This is a genomic window from Streptococcus sp. D2, from assembly GCF_006385825.1.
Lineage (GTDB): Bacteria > Bacillota > Bacilli > Lactobacillales > Streptococcaceae > Streptococcus > Streptococcus shenyangsis.
On record NZ_VFSI01000017.1, the window covers coordinates 13,269 to 39,808 of the forward strand.

Consider the following 26,540-nt stretch of genomic DNA (forward strand, 5'->3'; position numbering starts at 1 on the left):
CATACGGATAACCTCCAAGGAATATTTTTATATTATAGCAAAGCTTTAAATTGAATGTTAGAGTCTTGTTCAAAACAATCATCAAAACCACGTGGATGATGGTATTCTACTAAGTGTTGATCTTGAGGATAAGTGTATTTACCGCCAACTTCCCAGATAAATGGATGGAAATCGTATTGCAGACGATCTTTTCTCATTTTCCATAATTCTAAGATTTCATTTGTAGAAGCCATAAAGTTAGACCAGATATCATAGTGAACTGGGATAATGACTTTAGCACGTAGATTTTCTGCCATACGAAGAAGATCGATAGAGGTCATTTTATCTTGGATACCTACTGGATTTTCACCATAGTTATTCAAAGCAACATCAATTTTAAAGTCTTTACCATGTTTTGCAAAGTAGTTTGAGAAGTGAGAATCTGCACCATGATAGATAGTTCCACCTGGTGTTTCAAAGACATAGTTAACAGCCTTTTGAGCCATTTCTTCATCTGTAACAGCTAGTCCGGCAAGTTCACCGCCTGTCTCATCAGCACCGTTCACTGGTAGAGTTACCAAGCAAGTACGGTCAAATGATTCTACTGCATGAATCTTCATATCTTTTAATTCGATAGTGTCACCTGGTTTAACAACGATGATACGTTCTTTTGGAACACCCCATCCTTCCCAGATTCGTCCACAATGGTAGGGACCGATAAACTTAACATGCTCTAACTTAGGATTGTTGAGAATTGCTGCAGCTGTGTATGGGTCGATATGGTCACTATGGAAGTGTGAAACCAAGTAGTAGTCGAGTTCGTTGATAGCAAATGGATCAATAACCATTGGCTGAACACGCAAGTTTGGTTGCAACTTACGAACACCTGCCATATTTGCCATTTGATGCCCACGAACCATATCTTTCACTTTTTTAGTTGATTTTCCACGATTTGACCAAAGATCCATAACAACGTTAGCACCACCTGGTGTCTTAATCCAAGTACCACAGTTGCCTAGCCACCACATGGCAAAGTTACCTTCAGGTACGACTTCTTCTTCGATTTCTTCGTTCAACCAGGTTCCCCACTCTGGAAAAGTAGCTAAAATCCATGACTCTCTTGTAATTTCTTTGACGTTTGGCATATGTTGCCTCCTTTGGATATAATTGTTATCTTTGAGATTAGTATACCACCCTTCAAAACACTAAAAAAGACCAAGAAAAACACAGGTTTGTGTTCATCATTGGACTGTCCTTCAAATATCTTCCAAAAAAGCTTGAACTACTATTTCTTGATTTATAAGTGTTTGAACCTCTTCTTGGAACTTACTAGCCAACTTGCTGTCTACAATATAAGACGAAATAAGACTAGAAAGATTTTCACTGAAACTTTTGCTCTCATTACGAAATATATTGTGTTTAAGATAGTCTAGCATTTTCAAAATATCTTCTGCTTCAAGGATAGGATTAACCCTTAAAACCGGAAATCTGCTATCCAAATCATCATTAGTAGTAATCACTACATCAACTTGTGCAATATCTTCCACACTCTTAAATTGTTCTGTTGTAAATACAGTGCCAATTTGCTCATTTGGAAAATAAAGTTTGCATTGTTTCAGCAAAAGTCTCGAAACCGCAACACCTTCATCACAAACGAGATAAACTTTTTTCATATTTTGTTGAGACGATGGTGTATACTTTAAAAATCCTCCAATATGAATCGTCAAATAGGCAATATCATCGTCTGTTAGCCGAATAAACCACGCTCCTTCTAAAATTTCCGCAGATTTTCTAGTGACTAAAAATAATTCTCCATACTTGGATCGAATTTGTTTTGTTAGAGGATTTTTAGAAAAAATACCGTAAGTCTTTCTAAATAACAAGGCTTTACAGTGGATCATCAAATTTCTTAACAAATCATCCTTGTTCTCAATCTCCATTCGGATTTGTGATTCAAAATACCAGATAAATTCTTCTAAAGCAAGTTTTAATTGCCGAAAATCATCACTTTCTGCATGAACATCCAAATCTTTACGATAGGAGAGGAGAAGAACAGCTACAAGAGAAACTTCAAGTTCTGACAAAGAAATTTCAAACTTTTGAAACAACCGTTCTCCTAATTTCTTAGACACCTGATACTCTATTCTTTTTCTTATCAAAGAAAATTCTTTCTCTATATCCTGATGTCTTTCTTGATACTGTTCAACATTATGACAGCTTAACAGCAAATAAGGTAAAACCTGCAACATAAAAGTTACTTCATGATGGTTTATTTTCTTCCCTAAATCTTGTTCAACTAAAGGAACCTGTTCCTTAAAAAATTGGTTCATTTCAACAGAAAGCAAACACTCATCATCTAACCTCTCTTTCATCTTATCTTCTAAAATAGATACAAAAGTGGCATTCTCTTCCATAAAAATATGATATAGAAGCGATTGAAGATACTGAATTTTATTAAGAGGGTGGGCATGAAGGTGGTATCCCTGTGACTTGCTCACTTGCAAGGTCACCTGATATTGTTCCAAAGTTAGTTGATAACGAATACTATTCAAATCATTGAGAACAGTATTCCTAGATACCTCTGTTAACTCCATCAATTTTTCAATCGTAATACGTTCTTTAGAAATACCTATCCATAGTAACATTATCATCATACGTTCATGCGCACTCATGATATAATCGTACGAATCTACTTCCGATAATAGTTCACAACAAGCATCTCTCTGCTCTTCCGTTAAGTGAATACCAATTCGTGGAATACTAATGATGTGAAGGGCCTCGTCACCCAAAGCAGCATTGATTTTGTCAATGTGATAATAAATTTTCCTTCTTGACTCTTTCAAATCTTTCGAAATCGCCATAATCGTTTTGGACGTTTCTTGATCCATCAAATATTGAAGCAAATCACAACTTGCCTTATCCAGTACCATATTTCATACTCCTCTATCAATCAACTGCCTTGAAAACAACTTTATAATAGTATCACATTCACTAACGCATTTCAATTATCAACAGTAGTCTCTTAATAACGAATACTTACAATTACAAAAGCGAGGCTTGGATCGAAAGGTCCTAGCCTCTTTTCAATTCATTTTCTTATTTCTTTTGACCGTAATAAGCATTTGGTCCATGTTTACGTTGGTAGTGCTTTTCTAGGATGTACTGGGGAGCAGGTTCAACCCTTGGATTGATTTGCTCTGTGAAGCGATTCATCTTAGATACTTCCTCTAGTACAACAGAGTGATAGACAGCATTCTCTGGGTTTTTGCCCCAGGTGAATGGACCGTGATTGCGTACAACAATTCCTGGTACTTCAACCGGGTTAAGTCCGCGACGTTCAAACTCTTCTACGATAACTAGGCCAGTATCTTTTTCATAGGCTACTTCTACTTCGTCCTTGGTCAAACTACGGGCGCAAGGGATTGAACCGTAGAAATAATCCGCATGAGTTGTCCCGTAGAAAGGAATATCACGGCCTGCCTGAGCCCAACCAACGGCTTCAGTCGAATGGGTATGGACCACACTAGCAATCTCTGGCCAAGCCTTATATAATTGCACATGAGTTGGAAGATCAGAAGATGGTCTTAAATCTCCTTCTAGAACCTTACCATCCAGGTCAGTTACCACCATGTTTTCAGGGGTCAATTCGTCATAATCTACGCCTGATGGTTTGATAACAATGACACCGAGTTCGCGATTGACTTCCGATACATTGCCCCAGGTAAATTTAACAAGTCCATGTTTTGGCAATGATTGATTGGCATCACAGACTCGTTTACGCATAGCATTGATTACTTGATTCATCTTACATCAAACCTGCTTTCTTAATTAGTGGGTAGAGAAAATCTTGGGCCTCTTGAATAGCTGCGCGTGTTTCTTCTACAGTTTCACAATTTTCAGACCACATTTCGATTAGGAAAGGACCATTATAATTGGTTTGCTTTAAAATATCGAAAGCTTCTTCCCATTTGACACAACCTTGCCCAAAAGGTACATCTCGGAACTGGCCCTTTGAACTTTCTGTCACTGCATAAGTATCCTTGAGATGGAGAGCTGCGATGGCATGGTGGCCGAGATAAAATTCACTGTAGACATCATTATGCCAGGCAGATACATTACCAATATCTGGATAGACAAAGAGATAGGGAGAGTCAATTTCTTTCTCTATAGCCAAGTATTTTTCGATACTATTGATGAAAGGATCATCCATAATTTCGATGGCAAGTACCACCTGAGCTTCTTCAGCCCAGTCACAGGCTTTTCTCAAATTTTTGATAAAACGTTGGCGTGTCTGAGGTGACTTTTCCTCATAGTAAACGTCGTAACCAGCTAGTTGAATCGTACGAACTCCCAAATCTTGGGCTAATTCGATACATTTTTTCATGAGTTCTAGAGATTTTTCCTCTAGAACTGGATCATTTGATCCCAATGGGTAGCGACGATGGCCTGAAAAACAGATAGAAGGAATACGAACACCAGTTTCATAGATTGCTTTGACAACTTCCAAGCGTTCTTCCTTACTCCAGTCAAGTCTTGCTAAACGCTCATCACGTTCGTCAATAGACATCTCGACAAAATCAAAGCCTAACTCCTTTGCAAAATTTAAACGTTCTAGCCAAGTAAAGTGTATCGGGGTTGCCTTTTCATAAATTCCAATTGGACGTACCATAGTTTACCCCCAAATTCGTTTGATTTCATCCTTGAAGGCACGCGCTGCTCCTGCTGGATCCACAGCCTCTGTAATTCCACGACCTGCGATAAAGGTAAAGACATCAACACCTTCAAAGAGTTTGAGAGTATCTACATCTAGACCACCTGTTACAGATACACGGAAGCCCATGTCAATGAGTTTTTTAACCTTATTAAGGTCTTTTTCACCCCAAGTTTCACCAGCAAGAAGAGCATCACGAGATTGGTGATAAATAGCTTGTGAGATACCTGCATCTAGCCAAAGCTGAGCTTGTTCAAAAGTCCAATCGCCATAAAGCTCGATCTGGATTTCGCCTCGTTCTCCTCGTTCAGTCTTGATAGCCTTTAGAGCTGCTTCCATAGTAGGGATGGTTGCACAACAGATACAAGTCATCCAGTCTGCTCCACGAACCGCATTATTTTTAGCAACTGTTCCACCAGCATCAGCACATTTTGTGTCTGCCACAATAATCTTATCCGGGAAAAGGCTACGCAAGACTTCAACCAGTTCACTTCCAACTTGAAGCAAGCAAACAGTTCCAGCTTCGATAATATCTACTTCCTGACCAACAGAAACAGCTGCTTTAATCGCTCCTTGCAAGTCTGAATGATCTAATGCAACTTGTAAATTAGGTATTCTTTTTGTCATTTCTTTATTCCTCTTTCTAACTTTCCAAATCCAATCCTTCGAGATAAGGGCTATCCTTAGATTCTTCAATCATAGCCAAGACATCTTCTTTAGTCTGGCAAGCCTGTAAACGTGCAATAGAATCTTCTAATTCAAACAGGGCAATGATTTGTGGAATTGCTACACTTGTGTGAATTTTTGAGCTTGTTGCTGCTAGTGCCAACAAAACAGATACCTCTTTCCCATCTGAAAATACAACAGGATTTTGTAAGGTAATCAATGAAAAGGCATCACTTTGCACACCCGCTTCAGGTCTAGCGTGGGGCATAGCCATACCTGGCATCAAGATATAGTAAGGGCCATACTCTTCAGTCGATTCAATGATAGCATCGTAATACTCTGGCAAAATTGCCCCACTTTCAATCAAGGGATCTACTGCTACCTTGACTGCTTCTTTCCAATCGTGAGCCTCTAAACCTAGTCGGATCGAGTCATTGTCAATTAAAGCTTGTTTTAAATTCATATCTGCCTCCTTTATTTAAAGAGGGAGAAGGACAGAAACGATAACTCTCAGTTTCTGTCCAACCCCCTCCAACCTTTTACTGTAGTGCTTGACTGAGTTTTTCAGTGATTTCTTTATCATCCATCAAGTTGTCAAGCCCAATTAACTTCCCATTAGTTCGCCCTTCCAATTCTTGAATCAAATGAAGAGAAGCGATTACGATGTCATATCCTGCTGCTAAACCTTTAGCTTCACCGACACTGCATGAATTGACTGTAAAATCTGTTTGATTAAGCTTACGGAGAGCATTTTCGACCTTCATCTTGATAACCATTGATGAACCCATTCCATTTCCGCACGCTGCTAATACTTTAACCATTTTATTTCTCCTTTTTCTAGATACTAAGCTTCTTCTTGAACTTCACCGTTGTAATATTTCTCTTTATCTTTTGCTTTGGCAAATTGAAGTTGAGGAATAACAAGCAAGAAGAGACACACAAGTACATAACCAACAATACCAAGGTATTTGAAGATATATCCAAATCCAAGCCATGGGAATTCAAAGTCGATATTTCCATGGTAACCACCATAAGATGCTAAATCAAGAAGAGCTACACAGAGAGCTCCTAAAGCAACTTGGAGAACACCTGAGATGAATGATAGGATAACAGCCGCTTTCCATCCGCCGCGTTTATCAGCGTAGACCGCAATGGCTGCATTGTCAAAGAACACTGGTACAAATCCTGTAATAATAAGAATCGGATTTTTAAAGACGATGAGCAAGACAATTGTGATTAATTGACCAATCAAACCAAAGGCAAATCCTGACAAGACAGCGTTTGGAGAACCAAATCCATAAGAAGCTGCAACGTCCACCGCTGGGAATGAACCTGGCAACAATTTGTTTGAAATACCTTGGAAGGCGTTTGTCAACTCAGATACGAACATGCGGACACCTTGCATCAAAACGAACAAGTAAACTGAGAAGGTAAAGGCTGTTTGGATAATGTACATAAAGAAATCTTGTTTAGCAGGATTGAATAGAGTTCCTGAAGTGATGACTTCTTTATTAGACATAATGTCTGGACCCAAGATTAAAAGAATGGCTCCGAAGAATACGAGCATCAAGGTAGCAGATGCAACAACTGTATCGTGGAAGATTGAGAGGAACTTAGGTAATTTAAGATTGTCTAAACTTTCTTCTTTCTTACCAAAGCGTCCTGCTATTTTATCTACAAACCAGATTGCAAATTGTTGTTGATGACCAATCGCAAACCCACCACCACCAGTCAAGCGTTGAGTTGCTTCAACAGTCATATTTGAACTAACTGCCCAGTAAAGTCCACAGATGATACCGATTGCCGCTGTACCATAAGCATTGCGCAATTGTGGAACTAAGAATAGAACCATAAGAGATACGGTTGCAGCTTGTTGTACCATGATGTGCCCAGTAATAAAGAGGGTTCTTACCTTCGTAATCTTGCGAAGAGCTACAAGCAAGATATTTATTCCGAAACCAATCAATAGAGCTGTAGTTGCAGTTCCAACAAAATCTGGAAACTCTGCTGCAATTTTGTTGTTTGCTGCAGCAAGTCCAAAGTAAGGGTCGATAACCGCTGCACCAATTTGGAATTTGTAGTTAAGGGCTGCTAAGATCGGACGGAAGGTTGTAACCAAACCACCCGCACCCACGTTGAGCAACATATACCCTACTGTTGCTTTAACAAACCCTGAGAAAACGTCATGGGCAGGTTTTTTCAAAAGTGCGTATCCTATCAACACCAATAAACCTACAAAAAATGCGGGATTCTGCAAAATATTGCTAGAAAACCAATTTAGAACACTTGAAATGACTTCCATAATTGTTCTCCTTTTGAATTGTTTTTGTAGGTTTATTATATAATTTGAAAGCGTAAACAAAAAGACCAAGAATTACACAGCGGACTGTTCACTCTTGGACTGTATGATTTATGATATTTTAATGATTAGCTTAGTTTCTAGTAGCTAGATAAAATGGAAGAATTTTATCATAAGATTTCAGTATGGCTTCTACGATTTCTTCTTCAGATGAATTCTCTGTTATAGGGACATCTGCTTTAACTAACACTTTACGGACTTCCTGACTTCTCACCTTCTCGCGTAAACTACGACGATTTTCTTCATTAGCGTCCAGCTTATGACTTTCCCCATCTGAGTAGGCTAGATAATAAATTCCTTCTACCACTGGAACTTCTAATACCTTGGCTTGTTGCTCTAAGGTTTGCTCATCTTTCTTGCGCTCTATGAAACTGACTTCCAAAGAAATTCCAAAGTCAGCAGGTGTTCCATACAAACGAAGAGCCATCATAGGTTCTGTCACTTTCCCCTCACTCTGTAGATAAACCCAAAAGTGTGGTCTCAAACGTTGCGCCTGATTCATCCACTGGCTAGTCTGTTGGAGTTGCCATTCTGGATGACTGGTTTGAAATGCTTTAGCCAATTCTGTAAAAGCCTTTCGAGCCTCTTGGCCTTTATGGCGCAATTCCAGCATTTTCTCTCGCTCTTCTCCCGCCTTATCTGGATTACGGTACTGCAAACTTGCAAAGTCTAGATAGTCTCTTATCTTATTCAACATCCATTTAATCTCCTATAACTAGCAAAAAATCAGGATAGACCTGATTTTACTTATTCTGTATCTACAACGACATAGCGATTTGGCTCATCACCCTCAGAGTAACTCGTAACGCCATCCATACGTGAAATAATACGATGGATAATCTTGCGCTCACTATTCGACATTGGATCTGTTTGATGACTACGTCCTTCTTCTAAAACACGAGTCGCCAATTTTTGAGCATAGGTTTGCAAGACTTCTGCACGGTGTTCAACATAATCATTGACATTAATAGTGATATAGAAGGTTCTTGAATAGCGGTTATAAAGATAATTTTGAGCCAATAGTTGCAAGGCCTTCAAAACTTTACCATGGTAACCGATAATACGCCCTGGTTCGTTGGTGTCAATTTGTAGATTGATGCTACGACGGTTATAATCATTTGAAAGTGTGGCTTCAACATCCATGTCATCAATAATTGTTTGAACATAAGTCGTTACTTCCGTAGCTACTTGTTCAATATCAAAGCTCGGTTCAACTTTCAAGCCCAAGTCTTCTAGTTCTTGGCTTTCAGTTTGCTCAGCTTGGCTTTCAATATTAGGAGTTTCTACTACTTCTTCGAGGTCAATTTCTTCAAGTTGTAATTCATTTAAAATCTCAATGTGCCCAGTTTCTTCTAAGATAGTGCTGGCATGTCTTTCATTTTTCAAAATCTCAGCCTTAACTTCATCAGAAATTTCTTGACCTTCTTCTTCAATCTTTTTAATTGCTTCTACAACATATCCCAAATCAACTGTCGCTTCACTGACCGTTTTAACTGGTTCATTTTGTTCATTAATTTCTTTAGGAACTCCCTTTACAGCTTGTTGGTTGGCTTTTACAACTGTCGTTTCACTAATAGCATCGATATCCACTTGGGCTGGTTTTTTACCAAATAAGCCAAGAAAGCCTTTTTTCTCACGAGAAATGACTTTGATATGAGCCTTCATTCTTGGAATATCTAATTCTTTCAATCCTTTCTGGATTGCTTCTTCAACAGTTGAACCTGTAAATACTACCATTACCAGATTCCTCCTTATTATTTCGTTTTCTGAGCCTTTTTCTTGGCTTTTCTTTTTCTATTTTCCAAATCTTTTTGTGCCTGTACTAGAGCCTCGCGCTCTGCGATAATCTTGAATGGATTGTTCAAGAAATAGGTTTGCAAGACTTGATAAGCATTAGACACTGCCCAGTAGAGAGCGACTCCGCTCGGAGCATAAACCCCAAAGATAAAGATCAAGACTGGAATCCCATACATCATCGCAGTCGTAGCTCCGTTACGCTCAGACAAGGCTTTATTTGATAACCAAGTACTTAAAAAGGTGAATACTGCTGCTAAAATCGGAAGCACGAATGTTGTATCCACATCACCAAGATTAATCCATAAGAAATGACCTGTCTTCAAAAAGTCAACTCTTGATAGGGCTTGGAACAAGGCCAAGATAAGTGGCATCTGAATCAAAATCGGCCAAAGAGAATCCGACTGTCTGACACCCATTTCTTTAAAGACTTTACGCATTTCCTGCTCTAGTTTGGTTCTGCTTTCCATATCTCGACCCGGATATTGTTCTCGAAGTGCCTTAATGCGTGGTTGAGCTTCCTGCATTTTTCTAGAAGCCACCATTTGCACTTGAAAGACTGGCAAGAGTACTGTACGAATCAAGATTGTAAAGAGAATAATCCCTACTCCGATACTAATATCAAATGATAAAAAGCGAATGACCTCTGCAAAGAAGTAAACCAATTTACTCCAAAAATCAGTCGAATCTGCCGTAATATCGCTAGTTGTCCCATTAGTTGCACAGGCTGTCATGATCAATAGGGACAGTCCTAGCAAACTAGTCAACTGTAATTTCTTTTTCACTCCCATTTCCTTCCTGGTAAATCTTTGATAATTTTAATACGTGGAGTAGATTTTTCTCCATCTCTGCGTATCCCAAGGTTTCAACCCCTTTTCGAGCAATGACAACAAAGTCGACATCTTCTACCAGACTCCCTTTTGCATTCTGGATAATATGTCGGATTCGTCGCTTGATTTGATTTCTAGTGACGGCATTCCCCAGCTTTTTGCTAACTGATAGACCTACTCGAAAATGTTTTTTCTGGTTTTCTAATTGGTAGACAACAAATTTGCGATTAGCAAAACTTGTTCCTTCCTTGAAAATCGCCTTAAAATCTTTCTCTCTTTTTACACGAAAGTTTTTCTTCAAAACTCAACTCCATCTATTAAATTACTACTATTATACCATATTTTTCAAAAAAGCCAATCATAGCAAGGTTTTAGACAATTTCATCAGAAAAAGAAGCTGGAAAAATCACTTTTCCAACTCCTTGTACGGAATATTTTTACTAGTTTTACTTATTTTTTCAAACGTTCAACATCACGGGCAATAACTAATTCCTCATCTGTTGGAATAACCAAGACACGGATCTTCGCTGCGTCGGTTGAAATATCTCCCGTCACTCCAAAGACATTCTTTTCAGGATCAACGTCACAACCAAACCAAGAGATACCTGAAATAACATCTTCACGTACATCGGTTGCATTTTCTCCTACACCCGCTGTAAAGATAATAGCATCTGCACCATTTAGGACTGCAAGGTACTGCCCAATATGTTTTTGGATACGGTCAATATAGATTTCATATGCTAAGGTAGCATCATGGTCTCCTTCTTTTTTAGCAGCAATCACATCACGCATATCACTAGACTGTCCTGAAACTCCCAGGAGTCCTGACTCACGATTGAGAATATGGCTAATAGCCTCTGGCGTATTAAAGTCCTCTGTATATTGCATTAGGTAAGGAATAATAGCTGGGTCAATATCTCCTGTACGAGTTCCCATCATCACACCACCAAGTGGAGTGAATCCCATTGAAGTATCCACAGATTGACCACCCTTAACAGCTGTAATAGAAGCACCATTACCGATGTGGCAAGTAATCAATTTCAAGTCTTCTAATGGACGTCCCAAGAGTTTTGCAGCTTCTCCTGCTACAAACTGGTGGCTTGTACCATGGGCACCATATTTACGAACCTTGTTTTCTGTGTAATATTTTGTTGGTAATGGATAGCGATAAGCTTTCTCTGGCATAGTTGTGTGGAATGAAGTATCAAAAACAACTACACTGGTAATGTCTGGCAACAATTCCTTGAAGGCACGAACACCTGCTGCATTGGCTGGGTTGTGGAGAGGAGCCAACAAGCTCAACTCTTCAACTTTTTCTAAAACATCTCCCTCAACAACTGTTGATTCTTTGAAATATTCTCCACCTGCAACAACACGGTGGCCAACACCAGTAATCTCATCATAAGCCTTGATAATGTCGAAACGAATCAAGTCATCCAACAAGATTTTAACGGCTTGTGTATGATCTTCAATATCCAAAATTTGTTGTTCAGAACGGCCGTCAAATTTTACAGTTGAAATTGAATCTTTCAAACCGATACGTTCAATCAAGCCTTTGGCTAGCACTGTTTCCTCGGGCATTAAGTATAATTGCCATTTCAAACTTGAACTTCCTGCATTGATTGCAATTGTTTTTGTCATAACAAGACTCCTCTTTTAAGCGTTTTCATCTATTATAACAAAATCTATTTTATATTTCAGTACCTTGAGTCCATTTTTGAAAATTTTCTTTAAATTTCATTAAAACACTTGCATCTTGCAAACTAGCAAGTGGATAAACAAAGGGTTCTACTGCTATTTCACTTTTCTTCTGTAAGATAAAAATCGTCTTGGATTGTTTGGCATTAGCAAAGAGATTTTCAGGCAAACTAATCATGGCAGTCAAACTTGCCTCCTCTTTCAACCAGCCTTTCAACAAGTCACTTTGAGGACTGGTCAACAAATCACTCGGAGCTAGAAAAATAGCGTATCCATCTGACTTGAGGTACTTAAGCCCTTGTTCCATGAGCAAGTGATGGGCGTAAGTATGTTCTTGGCTAGAAGCAACTTGATGACGCGACGCAACGGCATCATCAGGATAATAGCCAACAGGCAAGTCGCTGATGACCACATCACTTTCTTTGAGCATTTGTGGACGAACGGCATCTCCTTGGACAAAGACAGCCTGCAAACCAATTACATCTGCCATACTAGCTGCCAAATCAATCAGCAAATCATCTACTTCCACTCCCAAGTAATCCACTTTCTTAGCAAGAGAGGTTAAGAAAGTAGCGCCCAGAATCCCCATGCCAGAACCCATTTCGAGGATAGTGATTTCCTCCTCTTTAAACAATTCCTCCACAATAAACACCAAAAGTAAAGCAATAGCATCTGGTGTAAACTGGTGATTGGCCTGCAATGGTTCTGTTTGCCCAGCCTTCATCAAGAGAAACTGGTAGGTCTTGAGCCATTCTTCTTTGCGTAGCGCTAAACGCTTAAGGGCTTGATTGTTCTCCTTGACCTGCTCTAACTCAGTCTCACCATCCAGATAGATGCTGTTTTGCTCCACCAAAGCGTCATAAAAATTGGTTGCCAAATCACTTTGGATGACTTGGACATTCTCTAGTAAATAGGTATAAGCTTGTTCAATTTTTTCAAAATCCATATTCCTATCTTATCAAATTTCCCTTCTTTTTTCCATCCTTATAGAAAAATCACTCCCTGACTAGGCGAGTGATTTTTGGGCTACTGTTAAAAAGAGTTCTGAGTAATTTCCTTGAAACAGGTCTTCAGCGCTATAGAGAATCTGACTATGTACAGATGAAAAACCATGCTCAATTAGCTGTTTTTCCAGTTCAGCTAAATCAAATCCATGATGGTTAGCCTCTGTCTTGGTAAAATCAGCAAGTAAAAGTTGTCCGTTTTCTATCAGATGTTGATGAAACAGTGAGAGAGTCGCATCCAAATCAGGCATATGATGAAGAACCCGACAAACAACAATAAGATCAAACTCTTGTTCCAAGGGTTTTGCCAGTAAATTCTGCTCCAAAAACTGGATATTCTTGATGTCTTGCTGCTCCGCTTTCAAACGAGCTTGTTCCAGCATTTTATCCGAAATATCCACCAATGTTACAGACTTGGTCTGCTCGGCTAGGGGCAAGGATAGTAGACCCGTGCCACCACCGAAATCTAAAATTTCTTTGTCTGATAAAACATCAATCTGTTTCTCAACTGCTTGACATACCAAGTTTGCAAGGAAAATGTTTTTAGGGGAATCAAAAGTTTCTGCTTTGTGGTTAAAATCATGTTTCATGCTTTTAGTTTAGCACAAAGTAGCTTGATTAGCTAGGAATTCTCTTTCTTTTCAAGCTTCTTTTCTGATTTTTTCTTCTCCACTTTTTCGCTTGAATCGATCGCTACCTCTTCCTTTTTATCTCTTTTCTCTTCTTTGATTTTGACTGAAGGAAATAGGAACTCATATTGACTCTTTTGTGTACGAACCCTTGTCACCAAGCTTGTTTTCTTATTTTGATAACTCACCTGACCCAGATTAAAGGTCTGTTCCCCACTTTCCTTATCAACCTTATCTTTGGCTCGTTTGGCCATAGCAAAAGCAATCAGCTTTTCTTTATTTAAAGCATAGTCTCGATGGTGGGCGACTTGTCGGTTCAAGTAAAATTGTAACAAAAGACTAAAGATAGCAGCCACGGTGACTGCATAGAGGAGAACACCTGCCTTAACTTTTTTCTTTTTCCACACGATAGATGAACTCCCTTTCTAAGCCTTTTTGGAATTGAAAACGAAAACGAACCAGTTGATTGTCCTCTGTAATTTGAGCTGATTTGAGACCATAAACCATAGGCTGATAGCCTCGTCCACTGGCATCGGTTTTCCGAAAATCGTCCGATTTAGACTTACCTATAGCGATATCCTTGCCATCCTGCTTAATATAGAGGTGATTGCCTTCTACTTTTTCGAACTGCGAACGGTCTAATTCTGCCTCCAGCTGATCCACAAACAAGAGCCACTCCTTTTGCTCGCTCTGTTGCTGGTAGCGAACTTCTGAAATGAGAAGCTGACTCATGGCTTGAAAGAGGAGTAAACTTCCACTGATGACAATCAAGGCAATCAGGGATTCTAATAAGGTAAAAGCCTTGACCTTATGGCTCTTTGATAGCCAACAACTGTTCTGAACCATGGTAGACCTCCAATCCCTTTTCACTAGAAAACACCTGAATCTCAACTCCGTTGATGTTTACCTGATTTTGACCTGTCTGCAGTGCCATCTTGGCTACCCTCAAGACTTCTTCCTTTTGCAAGATTTTTGCTTCTTCTTGCCTATTTTTCTGAATTTGTCCCAAAAGAAGCGTCGCAATGCTGGCAAAGATAGCTAAAGCAACTACTGCTTCCAGTAAAATCACTGCCCTAATTTTTTGTTTCCTTAATGCGTTTAATTTTTCCATTTCCTAGATATAATTGATAGCGAATCGCTCCTTTACTGGTCTGAAATTCAACCTTAGCCAGAGACGAATTGCCCCCAGTGCGGTCAAATGTAATACTTTGGCCCGATGGTGCTTGAATTCCTTTAGGAACTGTCAACTTTTGACTGCCATTGCTAATGATCTGCCCATCTAAGTTCAGACTAGCCTTTTGCTGACTGGCTACACTGCGTTTTTGTGTTTCCCGATAGAGTTCTTCAAACTCCATAAAAAAAATCTGCTCCTCTACCGCTGCAAAAGTGGACTGGACAGTTCCAGACAAGCCCAAGGCAAGGATACTCACAAGTCCCAAAACCAAGAGACTTTCCAGCATGGTAAAGGCCTTAATCATTGACTGTACGATTTTTTCCTCCATTTTTTGTATAGTATTCTTTATAGGCTTTAGCCTGTTCTTCTGTGATTCGCCCATCTGCTTGTAACTTGCTTAGACTAGCATCTTCATTTTTATCCAAGCTATAAAGCTCTGCCTGGCTTTCCACCACCTTAACAACAGCAGCTTTCCCTTTGTCATTGACTGCTTCTTTTTGCTTTGTCAGATTAGGTACAAAGAGCAAGAGAAGTACGCTGATAATCAGCAAGACCACCAACATCTCCACCAATGTAAAAGCTTTAACCTTAGCTTTTTTCAAGAATGTCATCATTTTTTTCATTTTAAAAATTTACCTCCATATTTTGATACATGGGCATGAGCATTGCCGCATAAAGTAAAACGATAATCAGAGCCACAAAGATAAAAACCAGTGGCTGCACCAGATTCATAGTGCGATTGACTCGGGTAAAAAAGGCTTCCCAAGTTTTTTCAGCATAGATTCCCAACTCACTCCCCAGCTTGGACTTGACTTCCCCATACTCGATGATGAGACTCAACTCCTTTTTAAAGAAAGGATAGGTTGCTATGGTTTGAGAAAATTCGCGGCCATTTTGTAGGGCTTGAGCTAAATCTCGACCGATTTCTTTAAAGAGTTGGGAACCTTGTTCCTGCATGATCTGAAAAATCTGCGTCAGCTCCATCCCCTGTGAAATCATATTGCCCCATTCACGCGCGTAATAAGCTGTCAGATAGGTCTGGACAAAGATTCCAAGAAAAGGAAGGCGTGCTAAGATAGAAAAGACGCGCATCTTTGAACTTCTTTTATAAAAAGTTAGTGATAAAAGGACACCTACTGAAACAAACCCTACCATTCCTAGAAAGATTTGTGGCAGATTGCCAATAATTTGGGTGGCGATATTGCTACTATCCAGTTGTGGTAGTAGGTAATTACGCAGTCCCAGCATAATTAAGAGAAGAAAACCAAGCAAAATCAAGGGATAGGTCGCTACTTCAATTAGTTTTTTCTTGACCTTGGCCAGATTGTCTAGATACTCTTCTATCTTTCCCAAACTCAGGTGGAGATTCCCATGGACTTCAGCTAGGGATAACTGAGTGACAATGGCACTTGAAAAGCCCAAACTTTCCATCATTTCTGAGAATGATTTCCCCTGAGACAAGCCCGTGCGCATCTGGGTCACACACTGCTTATCCAACAAAGCGCTCCTATCTAAAAAGGAGATAGTCTCCACCAGATGAAAACCGCTGGAAAAGAGATTGTTAAACAATGTGATAATATTTTTTTGCTTAGCTGTAGCTAATTTTTTCCCTTTCAGCCTGAAGACTTGTGATATGTCCATCTTTAAGAAGCTGGTCAATCTGTTCATTCCAGCTAGTTGGCTGGTGTTCTTGATAGTCTTTGTTTGCAAAGTCAACGATTCCTCCTCCCCCGATTAATCTTTGATAGCAGATTCCTTGTAGAACGACTGTCAATTCCTCCTCACTCACACCCAACTCCAGCAGACGATCATAAACACCTCGGATACTCTTGGCATGAATGGTTGAAAAGACTGTCGCACCTGTCAAACTAGCTCTAACCACTGCACGCGCCGTCTCGCTGTCCCGAATTTCTCCGATAATCAAGAGATCTGGTCGATGACGTAGGGAAAGCTTAATCAGATTTTCATAGGTCAGTCCGATTGCTTCATTTAGCTGCAACTGGAGCATGTCATCCTGCTTGATTTCGACAGGATCTTCTATGGACATAACTTGCTGTCCTTTAAAGAGAGACTTGGCCAATTCATGCATCAGGGTCGTCTTGCCACTACCGACTGGACCAGCAAAGAGATAGAGACCACGTTGCCTGCACTGCTTGCCCAGTTCTTCAATATCCTGAAACCAAAAATGCAACTCCTGCTCCTCATCGTGCAACAAGCGAATAACTAAACTCTCGTGCCCTCGATAATCACCTACAGTAGATAAACGCAAGGATGCCATCTTCTGGTCATAGACATAATCACAGGAACCAAGTTGACTACGTCGCTTTTCTCCCACATTCATACCCGCTACAAACTTAAAGTGACTGATGACAGCCGCAAACTTTTCAAAATCATAACAACCGATTTTACAGCGCTTGTCTCCTACCCTCATATGAAGCTCATAGGCATCTAACTTAGGAACAAAATAAATATCCTGCGCCCCTTTTTTCCGAGCCGAACGAATAATTTCTTGTGCAATTTCTTGAACCATACTTACCTCCTCACCTATACTATTCGCAAAGATTTGGAAAAAATAAAAAGCAACTTCAAAAAAAGTTACTTTTTCTCTATTTTAATTTCACACGGCAAGAACGGTGCCTTTCCTTACCTGTTTGTTTTTCATAGCCTGGACGTAATTTTTCATCTGGAATAACCTGCTCATCCTGCAAAAGAGCCAAAGAATGGTATTGTTGTAAATACTCATCACATTCATCGCACCAGCGTTGGTCTTCTGGATCCCAAAAAATGGTCATCAAGTCACTTCTGCTTTTATAAAGAGGGGATTCTTGTTCCAATCTAAACCAGCAAGTTTTGTAGTATTTGAGAGCATCATAATACTGGTCAAATTTTCTACTTGCTACAATATCTTCTTCCCAACCTTCTAAGAACCACCAAGGCTCACAATCTCCATACATTTCTATAACACGATACATATTCATTCATTCCTTTGTACCGTATATTATAACTAATTCCATTAAACAAGAAAAGAAATATGCTCATTTCTTAATTTCCAGATAAAAAATCCAGCCATCTGATGGATGACTGAATTTGATCTGCTGCCTTACGGACTAATAGTCACATAATAAAAAAGCAGAAGCTAATCTCTAACTTCTGCTTTCTCTCTTATGCTTGATAACGTTTCACACCATCTAGATACGTAGCTACCAATTCCAAATCTTTGTCTAAAACAATAAAATCTGCATCATAACCTTCACGGATTTGGCCACAGACATCATCAATGTGAACAGATTTTGCTGGGTTAAGGCTGGCCATCATGACTGCTTCATGCGGATTCGCAATACCCCACTCGACTACATTTCTCATACCATCTTTAAGTTTGAGGATAGAACCTGCCAAATTACCAGTAGATTTGAGACGTGCAGTTCCATTTGCTACTACAACAGGGAATTCTCCCAACATATAGTCACCGTCTTCAAGCCCACCAGCTGTCATACAGTCCGTAATAAGAGCGATGTTTTCTGTCCCCTTTTGCTTAAGTAAAATCTCACAAGCTTTTGGATCTACGTGATAACCATCACAAATCAATTCTGCGTAAGTATGTGGGAGCTCATACATAGCTCCTACCATACCTAGTTCGCGGTGTGTTAACCCACGCATCCCATTATAGGCATGTACCCATACACTAGCTCCAGCATCAACTGCCTTCTTAGCTTGTTCAAATGTCGCATCTGAGTGTCCAAGTGCAACTGTCACACCTTCACCTGTAATAGTACGTACAAAATCTTCCACCCCATCACGTTCTGGTGCAATAGCGATTTTATTTAGCATCCCTTTTGCAGCATCCTGCCAAGAATGAAACTCCTCAACACCCGGGTCTCTCATATAAGTTGGATTTTGTGCCCCCTTAAAAGTTTCTGTGAAATATGGACCTTCATAATAAATCCCACGAATCTTAGCACCTGTTGCTTCTTTATAATGGTTTCCAAGATTTTCAGTGACTGCAAGCAATTGCTCATAAGTGGCTGTTAAAGTTGTGGGCAAGAAACTGGTAACACCGGTACTAAGAAGTCCTTCACTCATAGTATGCAATGTACCTTCAATGTTGTTGTCCATCACATCTACACCTGCATATCCATGAATATGAGTATCCACAAGACCTGGTGCAATGCTATAACCAGTATAGTCAAGAACCTCTGCTCCTTCAGGAATTTGATCCACATGTTTCCCAAATTTGCCATCAACAAGTTCTAAGTACCCACCGCGACGAATGCCAAATGGATAGAAAAACTGATCCGCTTTAACGTAATTAGGCATAATAATGACCTCCTTAAAAGATTACTTTTGATATTTATTATGTCAATTACATTATAAACCTTTCTGATTCATTTGTAAATGGTATAGACCTATTTTCTAGAGATATTTTAAAAGAGCTGGATTTTTCCAACTCTTCTCTTTTAAATACACGTTATTTTGATTTGACTGGCTTGTCTTGAGCTGTTTGCAAAGCTGTAGCAATGGTCTCTGCATACAATTTTGCTCCTGCTTCAATTTTGCTAGTGTCACTTCCGAAATGGACTTGGTCTGTTCCTGTCCAGATCTCTGGATGTTCCTTAGCAACTTGATTCCAATCAGCAATGGTGATATAAGGAGTCTTCTCTGCCAATTCTCTCATATAGGCAGCAGCCTTCTCAACGATTGCATAGGTCTCTTTTGTCTTATCTCCTTCATAAGGAGTCACCAAAACCATATGATGTCCCTTAGGAAGATTTTTCACGATACTATCCCAATCTTCCTTGTAACTTTCAGGATTATTTACCCCTGTTGCAATGACCACCATCTTAGGTAAAAATTTATTCTGGCTATTATTTAGCATGATTTCATTGGCGGTCTTGGTTGTTCTGCTGACCTGCGCGTTAATCTGTGCTCCAGGAAGGGTTGTCTGTAGGGCTGTATTTGCCCTTAAAGCCACCGAATCACCAATTAACATAGTGCCATCAGCAATTCCTAAACTATCAGCTTCTGCTCGTTCTGTCATCACCTTGGTTTGGCTAATATTTGTTGCAGCTTGCTTCAAACCATTGACAGTTAAGTCTGTCTCAAACGCTCCCACTTGTGGTGCCAACAAAGTCACTAAGAAGACAATGAAGGCCAAAATTCCAGTACTTGCTGCAAGGATTGCGTGAATATAAGGCAGGGGACGAATAGTTTGTAAAACAGGTGTGTTCTTGCCTGCAATCCACGGCTCCAATACATAAAATGATAGGCTGGCGAATCCATAAGAAAAAATCAAAGTTAATAACACAGCAAGAAGATTTGATGTCAACTGTGAAAAAATGATATAGAAAGGCCAATGGAAAAGATAAACCGCATAGCTAGTATCCGCTAAAAAGCTGATAATCTTTGGCTCCTGCACGTTAGGAGTCTTTTCATGTAAGACACGCGCCGCCAGAATCATAGCAAGGGCTGCAAGGCTGGCAAGTAAGAAGCCAATAAGATAGGCAAAGAGATAGGTAAATTTGACAAAGAAGGTCAAAATGAGTAAGAAGCCAAAACCTCCTCCAAAAACCAACAGGGTCTTTCGTAAATCCCAGATTCTATCCAACTGCTTGACGAGGGAAGTCGTCTGACGAACGCCTACGATAGTTGCTAACACACTTCCCAAAAAGAATGGATAGACATGAGTTAAACTGGAGAAGTAAACAGAGGAATAAGAGGTTACTAGAAAACTACCAATAAACATAGAGAAGAAGCTGATCAAGAAGGCAGTAGCAGACAAGAGAAAGACCATTCCCTTCAACTGACCATTTGATTTAGCCTGTTTGGATAAGAACCAAACTGCCAAGCCCCAGAGGATATAGTAGTGAGCCTCAACAGCCAAGCTCCAATTATGAACAAACAAATGTGGAATGAACTGAGATTCATAACTCCCACCTGTTAGAAGTTCATAGAAGTTGGTCATAAAGCCTAAAACACCCGCAATCTGACCCCCAATTCCAGCCACATAATCTTGGCGAACTAGGAAGGTAAAGGGCATGGTCACCAAGACCATCAAAACCACAGGTGGCACAATACGATAAAAGCGTCTCCTAAAAAATCCAACCAAATCAATTTCATGATTTTTAGAAAATTCTTCGATGAGTAGAGCTGTAATCAGAAAGCCTGAAAATGTGAAAAAGACATCTACCCCGAAAAAACCTCCAGGAAAGATGGTCTGAAAGAAGTGATACAAGAGTACCAAAAGTAAACCTGTAATCCTAATCAAGGAAAACCATTTAATGCGCATACGAGTTTATTCTTCCTTTCATTGTACACTTTATTCTATCAAAAAAAGAAGAAAAATCCCAAGAGAAAACTTAGGATTTTTAGCTTATATCTATTCCGTTTTAGAAATTACGGCCTGACTTATTATAGCCATATTTTTCCACAAAATACTCACGGAATTCCAAGAGATTGTCATCCATAATGGCTTGTCGCACTTGCTTCATCAGATTAAGCAAGAAGTAAAGATTGTGATAGCTAGTCAAGCGGATACCAAAGGTTTCATCAGCCTTGAGCAGGTGACGAAGGTAGGCGCGTGTGTAGTTCTTACATGTGTAGCAATCACACTCAGGATCCAGTGGTGTAAAGTCCTCAGCAAACTGGGCATTTTTGACAACCAAACGACCTTGACTGGTCATACAAGTCCCATTACGAGCGATTCGAGTCGGCAAGACACAGTCAAACATATCCACCCCACGAATCACTCCATCAATCAAGCTATCTGGCGCTCCCACACCCATCAAATAGCGAGGTTTATTTTCAGGAAGCAGTTGAGTTGTGAAGTCCAAGACAGCATTCATCTCTTCATGGGTTTCTCCCACTGCCAAACCACCGATAGAGTAACCTGGAAAGTCCATGCTGACAAGATCATGAGCTGATTGGCGACGAAGGTCTTCAAATCCTGCCCCTTGCACAATTCCAAATAACCCTTGGTCATGCGGACGACGGTGAGCCTTCAAACCACGCTCAGCCCAACGACTGGTACGCTCGATTGATTTCTTAACGTAGTCGTATGGTTGATAAAACTGAGGACATTCGTCAAAGGACATCATGATGTCTGAACCTAGATTGTTCTGAATAGAGATGGCTTTTTCTGGTGATAGGAACATCTTCGAACCATTGAGATGGTTTTTAAAGGTTACCCCTTCTTCTGTGATATTGCGGCTATCTGCTAAGGAATAAACCTGAAAACCACCACTATCTGTCAAAATAGGCTGGTCCCAATTCATGAACTTGTGGAGACCACCTGCACGTGCAATGAGTTCATCTCCAGGGCGAAGCCAGAGATGATAGGTGTTTGATAGGATAATTCCCGAACCCATCTCCTTCAATTCTTCAGGTGACTGAGTTTTGACAGTGGCTTGAGTTCCAACTGGCATAAACATAGGCGTCGGGAAGGTACCGTGGGGAGTGATGATTTCTCCCAGACGAGCTCCCGTGTGTTTTTCTTTCTTAATCAAACGATATTTGATTGGTGAATCTGACATTTTTTACCTCCGAAGCTGGGAAAAACAGTCCCAGTTCATACTTTGTGCCCAAGGGCATACTGTATGATTTTATCAAAAAAAGCCGGAACTGTCACGAACTATGGTATAATGAGAGAATGAAATACCCAAAAATTGATTTAAAAACCGTTCGTCTGCAAGCCAGACAATTTCAGGCTGAAAATCCCCGCCTCTTTCTCGTCTATCTCTTACCTAGCATGCTGGTCATTTTGTCTGGCTTCCTCAATCCCTTAGAGCGCATAAACGAGAGTGTTTTAGAACAACCCTTTTTAAGCGTGTTTGGCCATATATCCCAAGCCTACCTTTTCCCACTATTAGTCTCCTTTATCGGAGCTATTCTTCTAACCAGTTCCGTCTATACAACGCTAAAACTTATAAAGAACCCAGATACAGAACTATCCATCAAAAATAATCTCACTCTCTTTAACGAAGAGCACTTTTCACAAACCTTTTTGACCCTTCTTCTCAAACGTTTCTATCTCTTCTTATGGAGCATTCCTAGTTTACTCGGAATTTACTTTCTTTTTTACAGTAGCTTTCTAGCAAAGAAATTCGTTGTCCTTCACCCTGAATTTCCTAATCTGGATCTCACGTCAATTGAAACCGAGCGCTTCCTCATGACCTTTGGTCTCTACTTTCTAGCAAGCATCCTCTTGATGATTGTCGGAAATAGTCTCTATATCCCACAATACTATGCCTATTCACAGGTAGAATTTCTCCTCTGTGACACCCTAGACTTGGGCCAAGCTAAACCAGGGCAAATCCTTAAAACCAGCCGTTTCCTGATGAAAGGCTACAAATTTCAGCGCTTTATTCTAGACCTACAACTCCTTCCTTGGTACTTCCTCAATTGGATTACCTTTGGAATTGCTAGTTTCTCACTCCTACCCTACATTCAAATCAATAAAATAATTTTCTACCGAGCAGTACTGGCTCGAAAACGTCCAAAAGCTTGAAGGTAACCCCTCAAGCTTTTTTCTATCAATGAGTTTCTCCGCCTACCAACTTGAGGTCCTCATCTCCATGTTCGATAATAGCCCCGATTGCCGCTTCTATCCCTCGCCTAATATCTACTAAACTCATAGCTGGGGTAGTCGGTCGATTCACCACCTGTTCCATCATATAAGGAATATGCATAAAACCTGCCTTAACATGTGGAAATTTCTTTTCTATCAAATAGAGGGCCTGATACATCAAATGATTGCAGACAAAAGTCCCTGCCGTATTAGAAACAGAGGCCGGCAATCCCTCTTTTTTTATAGCTTGAACCATCGCTTTAATCGGCAAACTACTAAAGTAGGCCGGAGCACCATCTGGACGAATAGGAAGGTCAATCGGTTGATTTCCTTCATTATCAGGAATGCGTGCATCGTCTTGATTTATAGCCACTCGTTCAGGCGTCAAACTAGATCTTCCACCAGCTTGACCGATACAAAGGACAAAGTCAGGTTGATAACGACTCATCTCTTCTTCCAATACTTGGGCCGATTTGTGAAAGACTGTTGGTACTTCTAACCAGCTGACCTCAGCGCCATGGATTTCATATGGCAAACCTTTAATGGCCTCCAAAGCTGGATTGACCTTTTCCCCTCCAAAGGGCTCAAAACCTGTCACTAATACTTTCATTTCTAACTCCTCAAAACTAATTCAATGAGACTTTTTTCTTAAAAACAAGTATAACATATTTCTCTTCTTCTGGAGTGAAAAGGACTAGCGAGACTAGGATTGACCTTCAAGTTTATTTTAAGAGTAAAATACTAATCAAGGCTAAAATAGCTGGTCCACCTTGCTTCAAAATAATTTTCTTATCTGCTGTTAGAGAGCCGTAAGCCGCCGCCCCAATCACAAATAAAACAAAAATAGTCACAATTTCTAAATTCTGTGAAAAATAAATGCCATACAGAAGAAAGAATCCTAGCAGAGCATTATAAATTCCTTGATTTTTAAACAATGATCTTACTGACGGATGAGCCAGTTCTTCCTTGTCCATGTTAAAGACACGACTAGTCGCATCTGATTGCGTTGCAATACTTTCCAAATAAAAAATGAAAAAATGCTCCAAAGCAACAATCGTTGCTGAAATGGTTGTCATAATTGACATCTATTTCTCCTTAAATTTCTATATTTCCAATACCCAAAACCAATTTATTTACTAAACGGCTGAGTTCTGTTCTTTCAGACTCTGTTAAGATACTTTCCATCTCTTCCTTAACCTTTATATGTTGCAGAGGGGGATTCACCACTAACTGCTCCTTGGCATATTTCGTAGCCTCTACCAAGACTTCTCGCTGATTTTCAGGATTACGATGACGCTCCACCAAACCTTCCTTTTCCAGAATTTTGAAATGTCGGGTCAAAGCAGCCTGATCAATCTTCAAACGCTCCTGAACCGCTATTTGATTACAGGGAGAATGCTTCAGCAAAAATAATAAAATCTGATACCGTGTCAAACTAATCCCAAGTCTTTTTTCAAACAATTGCGTACTCGCTTGCTCAGACAAGCGGAGTTGATACAGTAAATCTTGAATCTCTAGCATTTCTTTCTCCTTTAAATTAATCTATCAATAGTTGACTAATCAGGTATAATATAAGATAAAATAGATTACAAGAATGTTGCTTGAGTCATTACTAGATGCTAACTTTCCATTTCCCATTCAAATTGATACTCAATGAAAATAAAAGAGCAAACTAGGAAGCTAACCACAGGTTGCTCAAAGCACAGCTTTGAGGTTGCAGATAAAACTGACGTGGTTTGAAGAGATTTTCGAAGAGTATGACAGAGAAAAAAACGAACGAGACTCGCTTCCTATCATGAAAGCTAAATCTCATTCGTCAACATTATATTATAAAATCTGGTTTATCCATTCATTGAAACGTGAACGTGGTCATAGTGGTTTTCTGTCACGCTACCACGATCTGGCATTGGGTTCCAAGTATTAGCTGGTCCATATTTACTATCGAATGGAGCATAGAAACGTTGTTTCCAGATGATGTAACTAATTCCTCGGCTGGCCATGTTTTGAATAGCGTATTCCGCAATCTTATCCCCTAGTTCTGAGCTTTCTGGTACCATAAAGTCGATAGCCAAACCTTTTCCGTGATCTCCACTGTCTCCTGGACGGTAACCACTAAAGGATGTGATGCCAAACAAGTTGGCGATTTCTTCTTTAAAGGTAGCCGTCTGTGGTTGAAGGCCTGCATTTTCAGATTTTGCTACCGCAAGTCCAGCATAATCGGGCGCTGCTGGAGCTGCGTAAGTTGCTGAAGTTGTTTTCGTCTCTTCTGGTTGATAAGTAGAAACTGCTGTTGTAGCTTCATTTGATGAGGCTTCTTTTGCTTCTTCTGAACTTGTTGCAGTTGTTTCAGGCGCTTTTTCTTCTACTGGTGTTGTAGTTGGTGCCACTGTTGAAGCAGCTTGAGGACTGGCCTGTGTTTCATCTTTATCAACTGGAGTCGTTTCCTGAGGAGCTGCTTCTGTGACTGCGCTACTTGTTTCGGCTGTTTGCTCCTCTGGGACAGAAGTTCCTGTAGATGGTGTCACTTCTTCTAAAGCAGTCACCGTCTCTGCAACTTCTGAACTTGTTGCCACTTCTTTTGTTCTTGTAGTTTCTACCGCTTTTGGAGCTTCTGCAATCGGTTGAGAAAGGTCTGCAACCTGAACAGTTTGATCATCAACCGTCACTTGATTGGTTGTCAAATCTGCTGTCGCAGTTGTCACTTCTTCACTAGAGTCTGCTTGAGGAGTTTGGATTTCAACTTCCGTTACCTCTTCTGCTTCATTGACAGTCGTTGTCAAAACAGTTTCTGGGAAAATCAAGTCCATATTAGTGATTTTATTCAAATTCGCAAGAACTGTGACATCTACACCCAAAGCTTCTGCAATGGTGCTTAAGGTATCACCATACTGAACGGTATAACTTGTTTTGTTGTCCGTTTTAGTCAAATCGTTTTGGATTTGCTCAACACTACGTGCAGTCCAAATAACTTCTTCTGCTTGAGTTGCCAATACTGGGGCAAAGGACAAGGCTACTGTTGAGGCTAATAATATTCTTTTCTTCATTCTTTCAAATTCCTTTCAAATGAGTACCTGTCTATCATAACACAAAAAATGCAGAAAAAAAGCCCTCTCGGGCCTATTTAACAGAACTGTCT

The 26,540-nt window shown here is 40.0% G+C and carries 31 protein-coding genes; 1 reads left to right on the forward strand and 30 read right to left on the reverse strand.

Annotated elements, in window-relative coordinates:
• Positions 1 to 32: 32 nt before the first annotated feature.
• The 26 genes from ulaG to tgt form a co-directional block, all read right to left on the reverse strand.
• A complete protein-coding gene (gene ulaG, locus FJR73_RS09130; protein WP_140834575.1) occupies positions 33 to 1,124 on the reverse strand; it encodes an L-ascorbate 6-phosphate lactonase in 1,092 nt (363 codons plus the stop codon).
• 111 nt (positions 1,125 to 1,235) lie between these two features.
• A complete protein-coding gene (locus FJR73_RS09135) occupies positions 1,236 to 2,909 on the reverse strand; it encodes a transcription antiterminator (RefSeq protein WP_140834577.1) in 1,674 nt (557 codons plus the stop codon).
• 166 nt (positions 2,910 to 3,075) lie between these two features.
• Positions 3,076 to 3,783 carry an L-ribulose-5-phosphate 4-epimerase gene (locus FJR73_RS09140; protein WP_006153388.1) on the reverse strand — a complete coding sequence of 236 codons (708 nt, stop codon included), beginning with the start codon at positions 3,781 to 3,783 and terminating at the stop codon, positions 3,076 to 3,078.
• Position 3,784: 1 nt separating this feature from the next.
• Complete coding sequence (locus FJR73_RS09145) at positions 3,785 to 4,648, reverse strand: L-ribulose-5-phosphate 3-epimerase (protein WP_140834578.1); 864 nt, start codon at positions 4,646 to 4,648, stop codon at positions 3,785 to 3,787.
• Between the two features lie 3 nt (positions 4,649 to 4,651).
• On the reverse strand, positions 4,652 to 5,317 hold the full coding sequence (locus tag FJR73_RS09150) for a 3-keto-L-gulonate-6-phosphate decarboxylase UlaD (protein WP_000166738.1): 666 nt from the start codon (positions 5,315 to 5,317) through the stop codon (positions 4,652 to 4,654).
• A 16-nt stretch (positions 5,318 to 5,333) separates the two neighbouring features.
• Positions 5,334 to 5,819 (reverse strand): PTS sugar transporter subunit IIA, encoded by a 486-nt coding sequence (locus FJR73_RS09155; protein WP_001049924.1) that lies wholly within the window; start codon positions 5,817 to 5,819, stop codon positions 5,334 to 5,336.
• A gap of 76 nt (positions 5,820 to 5,895) precedes the next feature.
• A complete protein-coding gene (locus FJR73_RS09160; RefSeq protein ID WP_000241466.1) occupies positions 5,896 to 6,177 on the reverse strand; it encodes a PTS sugar transporter subunit IIB in 282 nt (93 codons plus the stop codon).
• 23 nt (positions 6,178 to 6,200) lie between these two features.
• Positions 6,201 to 7,658, reverse strand: a complete 1,458-nt coding sequence (locus FJR73_RS09165; protein WP_000452073.1) for a PTS ascorbate transporter subunit IIC — start codon at positions 7,656 to 7,658, stop codon at positions 6,201 to 6,203.
• Between the two features lie 130 nt (positions 7,659 to 7,788).
• Positions 7,789 to 8,412 carry a ribonuclease P gene (locus FJR73_RS09170; RefSeq protein ID WP_140834579.1) on the reverse strand — a complete coding sequence of 208 codons (624 nt, stop codon included), beginning with the start codon at positions 8,410 to 8,412 and terminating at the stop codon, positions 7,789 to 7,791.
• A gap of 50 nt (positions 8,413 to 8,462) precedes the next feature.
• Positions 8,463 to 9,452, reverse strand: a complete 990-nt coding sequence (gene jag, locus FJR73_RS09175; RefSeq protein ID WP_020901075.1) for an RNA-binding cell elongation regulator Jag/EloR — start codon at positions 9,450 to 9,452, stop codon at positions 8,463 to 8,465.
• A 17-nt stretch (positions 9,453 to 9,469) separates the two neighbouring features.
• Complete coding sequence (locus FJR73_RS09180) at positions 9,470 to 10,294, reverse strand: membrane protein insertase YidC (RefSeq protein ID WP_216629103.1); 825 nt, start codon at positions 10,292 to 10,294, stop codon at positions 9,470 to 9,472.
• A complete protein-coding gene (rnpA, locus tag FJR73_RS09185) occupies positions 10,269 to 10,640 on the reverse strand; it encodes a ribonuclease P protein component (protein WP_140834582.1) in 372 nt (123 codons plus the stop codon). The genes FJR73_RS09180 and rnpA overlap by 26 nt, the downstream gene beginning before the upstream one ends.
• Before the next feature lie 149 nt (positions 10,641 to 10,789).
• Positions 10,790 to 11,980 carry an acetate kinase gene (locus tag FJR73_RS09190; RefSeq protein ID WP_140834584.1) on the reverse strand — a complete coding sequence of 397 codons (1,191 nt, stop codon included), beginning with the start codon at positions 11,978 to 11,980 and terminating at the stop codon, positions 10,790 to 10,792.
• A gap of 49 nt (positions 11,981 to 12,029) precedes the next feature.
• Complete coding sequence (locus tag FJR73_RS09195) at positions 12,030 to 12,983, reverse strand: class I SAM-dependent methyltransferase (protein ID WP_140834586.1); 954 nt, start codon at positions 12,981 to 12,983, stop codon at positions 12,030 to 12,032.
• Positions 12,984 to 13,043: 60 nt separating this feature from the next.
• Positions 13,044 to 13,631: a class I SAM-dependent methyltransferase gene (locus FJR73_RS09200; protein ID WP_140834588.1), complete on the reverse strand. Its 588-nt coding sequence runs from the start codon at positions 13,629 to 13,631 to the stop codon at positions 13,044 to 13,046.
• A gap of 32 nt (positions 13,632 to 13,663) precedes the next feature.
• Positions 13,664 to 14,077, reverse strand: a complete 414-nt coding sequence (comGG, locus tag FJR73_RS09205; protein WP_140834589.1) for a competence type IV pilus minor pilin ComGG — start codon at positions 14,075 to 14,077, stop codon at positions 13,664 to 13,666.
• Positions 14,055 to 14,516 carry a competence type IV pilus minor pilin ComGF gene (comGF, locus tag FJR73_RS09210; RefSeq protein ID WP_140834591.1) on the reverse strand — a complete coding sequence of 154 codons (462 nt, stop codon included), beginning with the start codon at positions 14,514 to 14,516 and terminating at the stop codon, positions 14,055 to 14,057. The genes comGG and comGF overlap by 23 nt, the downstream gene beginning before the upstream one ends.
• A complete protein-coding gene (gene comGE / locus FJR73_RS09215) occupies positions 14,479 to 14,781 on the reverse strand; it encodes a competence type IV pilus minor pilin ComGE (protein ID WP_000413380.1) in 303 nt (100 codons plus the stop codon). The genes comGF and comGE overlap by 38 nt, the downstream gene beginning before the upstream one ends.
• Positions 14,744 to 15,148 (reverse strand): competence type IV pilus minor pilin ComGD, encoded by a 405-nt coding sequence (gene comGD, locus FJR73_RS09220; protein WP_258190707.1) that lies wholly within the window; start codon positions 15,146 to 15,148, stop codon positions 14,744 to 14,746. The genes comGE and comGD overlap by 38 nt, the downstream gene beginning before the upstream one ends.
• Positions 15,141 to 15,467 (reverse strand): competence type IV pilus major pilin ComGC, encoded by a 327-nt coding sequence (gene comGC / locus FJR73_RS09225; RefSeq protein ID WP_000738642.1) that lies wholly within the window; start codon positions 15,465 to 15,467, stop codon positions 15,141 to 15,143. The genes comGD and comGC overlap by 8 nt, the downstream gene beginning before the upstream one ends.
• Before the next feature lies 1 nt (position 15,468).
• Positions 15,469 to 16,485, reverse strand: coding sequence for a competence type IV pilus assembly protein ComGB (gene comGB, locus FJR73_RS09230; RefSeq protein WP_140834596.1), 1,017 nt, complete (start codon positions 16,483 to 16,485; stop codon positions 15,469 to 15,471).
• On the reverse strand, positions 16,433 to 17,374 hold the full coding sequence (gene comGA, locus FJR73_RS09235; protein ID WP_140834598.1) for a competence type IV pilus ATPase ComGA: 942 nt from the start codon (positions 17,372 to 17,374) through the stop codon (positions 16,433 to 16,435). Before comGA ends, comGB begins: the two co-directional genes overlap by 53 nt.
• Before the next feature lie 76 nt (positions 17,375 to 17,450).
• Entirely contained in the window at positions 17,451 to 17,816 is a 366-nt protein-coding gene (locus FJR73_RS09240; protein WP_140834610.1) for a DUF1033 family protein, read from the reverse strand.
• A 190-nt stretch (positions 17,817 to 18,006) separates the two neighbouring features.
• The gene (gene nagA, locus FJR73_RS09245) at positions 18,007 to 19,158 is read right to left on the reverse strand and encodes an N-acetylglucosamine-6-phosphate deacetylase (RefSeq protein ID WP_001134549.1); all 1,152 of its coding nucleotides are present in this window, start codon (positions 19,156 to 19,158) and stop codon (positions 18,007 to 18,009) included.
• Between the two features lie 151 nt (positions 19,159 to 19,309).
• Positions 19,310 to 21,127 (reverse strand): acyltransferase family protein, encoded by a 1,818-nt coding sequence (locus FJR73_RS09250; protein ID WP_140834599.1) that lies wholly within the window; start codon positions 21,125 to 21,127, stop codon positions 19,310 to 19,312.
• A 100-nt stretch (positions 21,128 to 21,227) separates the two neighbouring features.
• Positions 21,228 to 22,370 carry a tRNA guanosine(34) transglycosylase Tgt gene (gene tgt / locus FJR73_RS09255; protein ID WP_001285237.1) on the reverse strand — a complete coding sequence of 381 codons (1,143 nt, stop codon included), beginning with the start codon at positions 22,368 to 22,370 and terminating at the stop codon, positions 21,228 to 21,230.
• Positions 22,371 to 22,486: 116 nt separating this feature from the next.
• Here tgt and FJR73_RS09260 point away from each other — a divergent pair, with 116 nt between their 5' ends.
• Positions 22,487 to 23,344, forward strand: a complete 858-nt coding sequence (locus tag FJR73_RS09260) for a DUF975 family protein (protein WP_140834601.1) — start codon at positions 22,487 to 22,489, stop codon at positions 23,342 to 23,344.
• Between the two features lie 25 nt (positions 23,345 to 23,369).
• Here the strand turns inward: FJR73_RS09260 and pcp are convergent, their stop codons facing one another.
• The 4 genes from pcp to FJR73_RS09280 all read right to left on the reverse strand — a co-directional run bounded on the left by pcp (position 23,370) and on the right by FJR73_RS09280 (position 26,448).
• Entirely contained in the window at positions 23,370 to 24,014 is a 645-nt protein-coding gene (gene pcp / locus FJR73_RS09265) for a pyroglutamyl-peptidase I (protein ID WP_140834602.1), read from the reverse strand.
• A 112-nt stretch (positions 24,015 to 24,126) separates the two neighbouring features.
• Positions 24,127 to 24,489: a DUF1304 domain-containing protein gene (locus FJR73_RS09270; protein WP_140834603.1), complete on the reverse strand. Its 363-nt coding sequence runs from the start codon at positions 24,487 to 24,489 to the stop codon at positions 24,127 to 24,129.
• A 10-nt stretch (positions 24,490 to 24,499) separates the two neighbouring features.
• Positions 24,500 to 24,925, reverse strand: a complete 426-nt coding sequence (locus tag FJR73_RS09275; RefSeq protein ID WP_181146635.1) for a MarR family winged helix-turn-helix transcriptional regulator — start codon at positions 24,923 to 24,925, stop codon at positions 24,500 to 24,502.
• 320 nt (positions 24,926 to 25,245) lie between these two features.
• Complete coding sequence (locus FJR73_RS09280) at positions 25,246 to 26,448, reverse strand: LysM domain-containing protein (RefSeq protein ID WP_140834604.1); 1,203 nt, start codon at positions 26,446 to 26,448, stop codon at positions 25,246 to 25,248.
• Between the last annotated feature and the right edge of the window lie 92 nt (positions 26,449 to 26,540).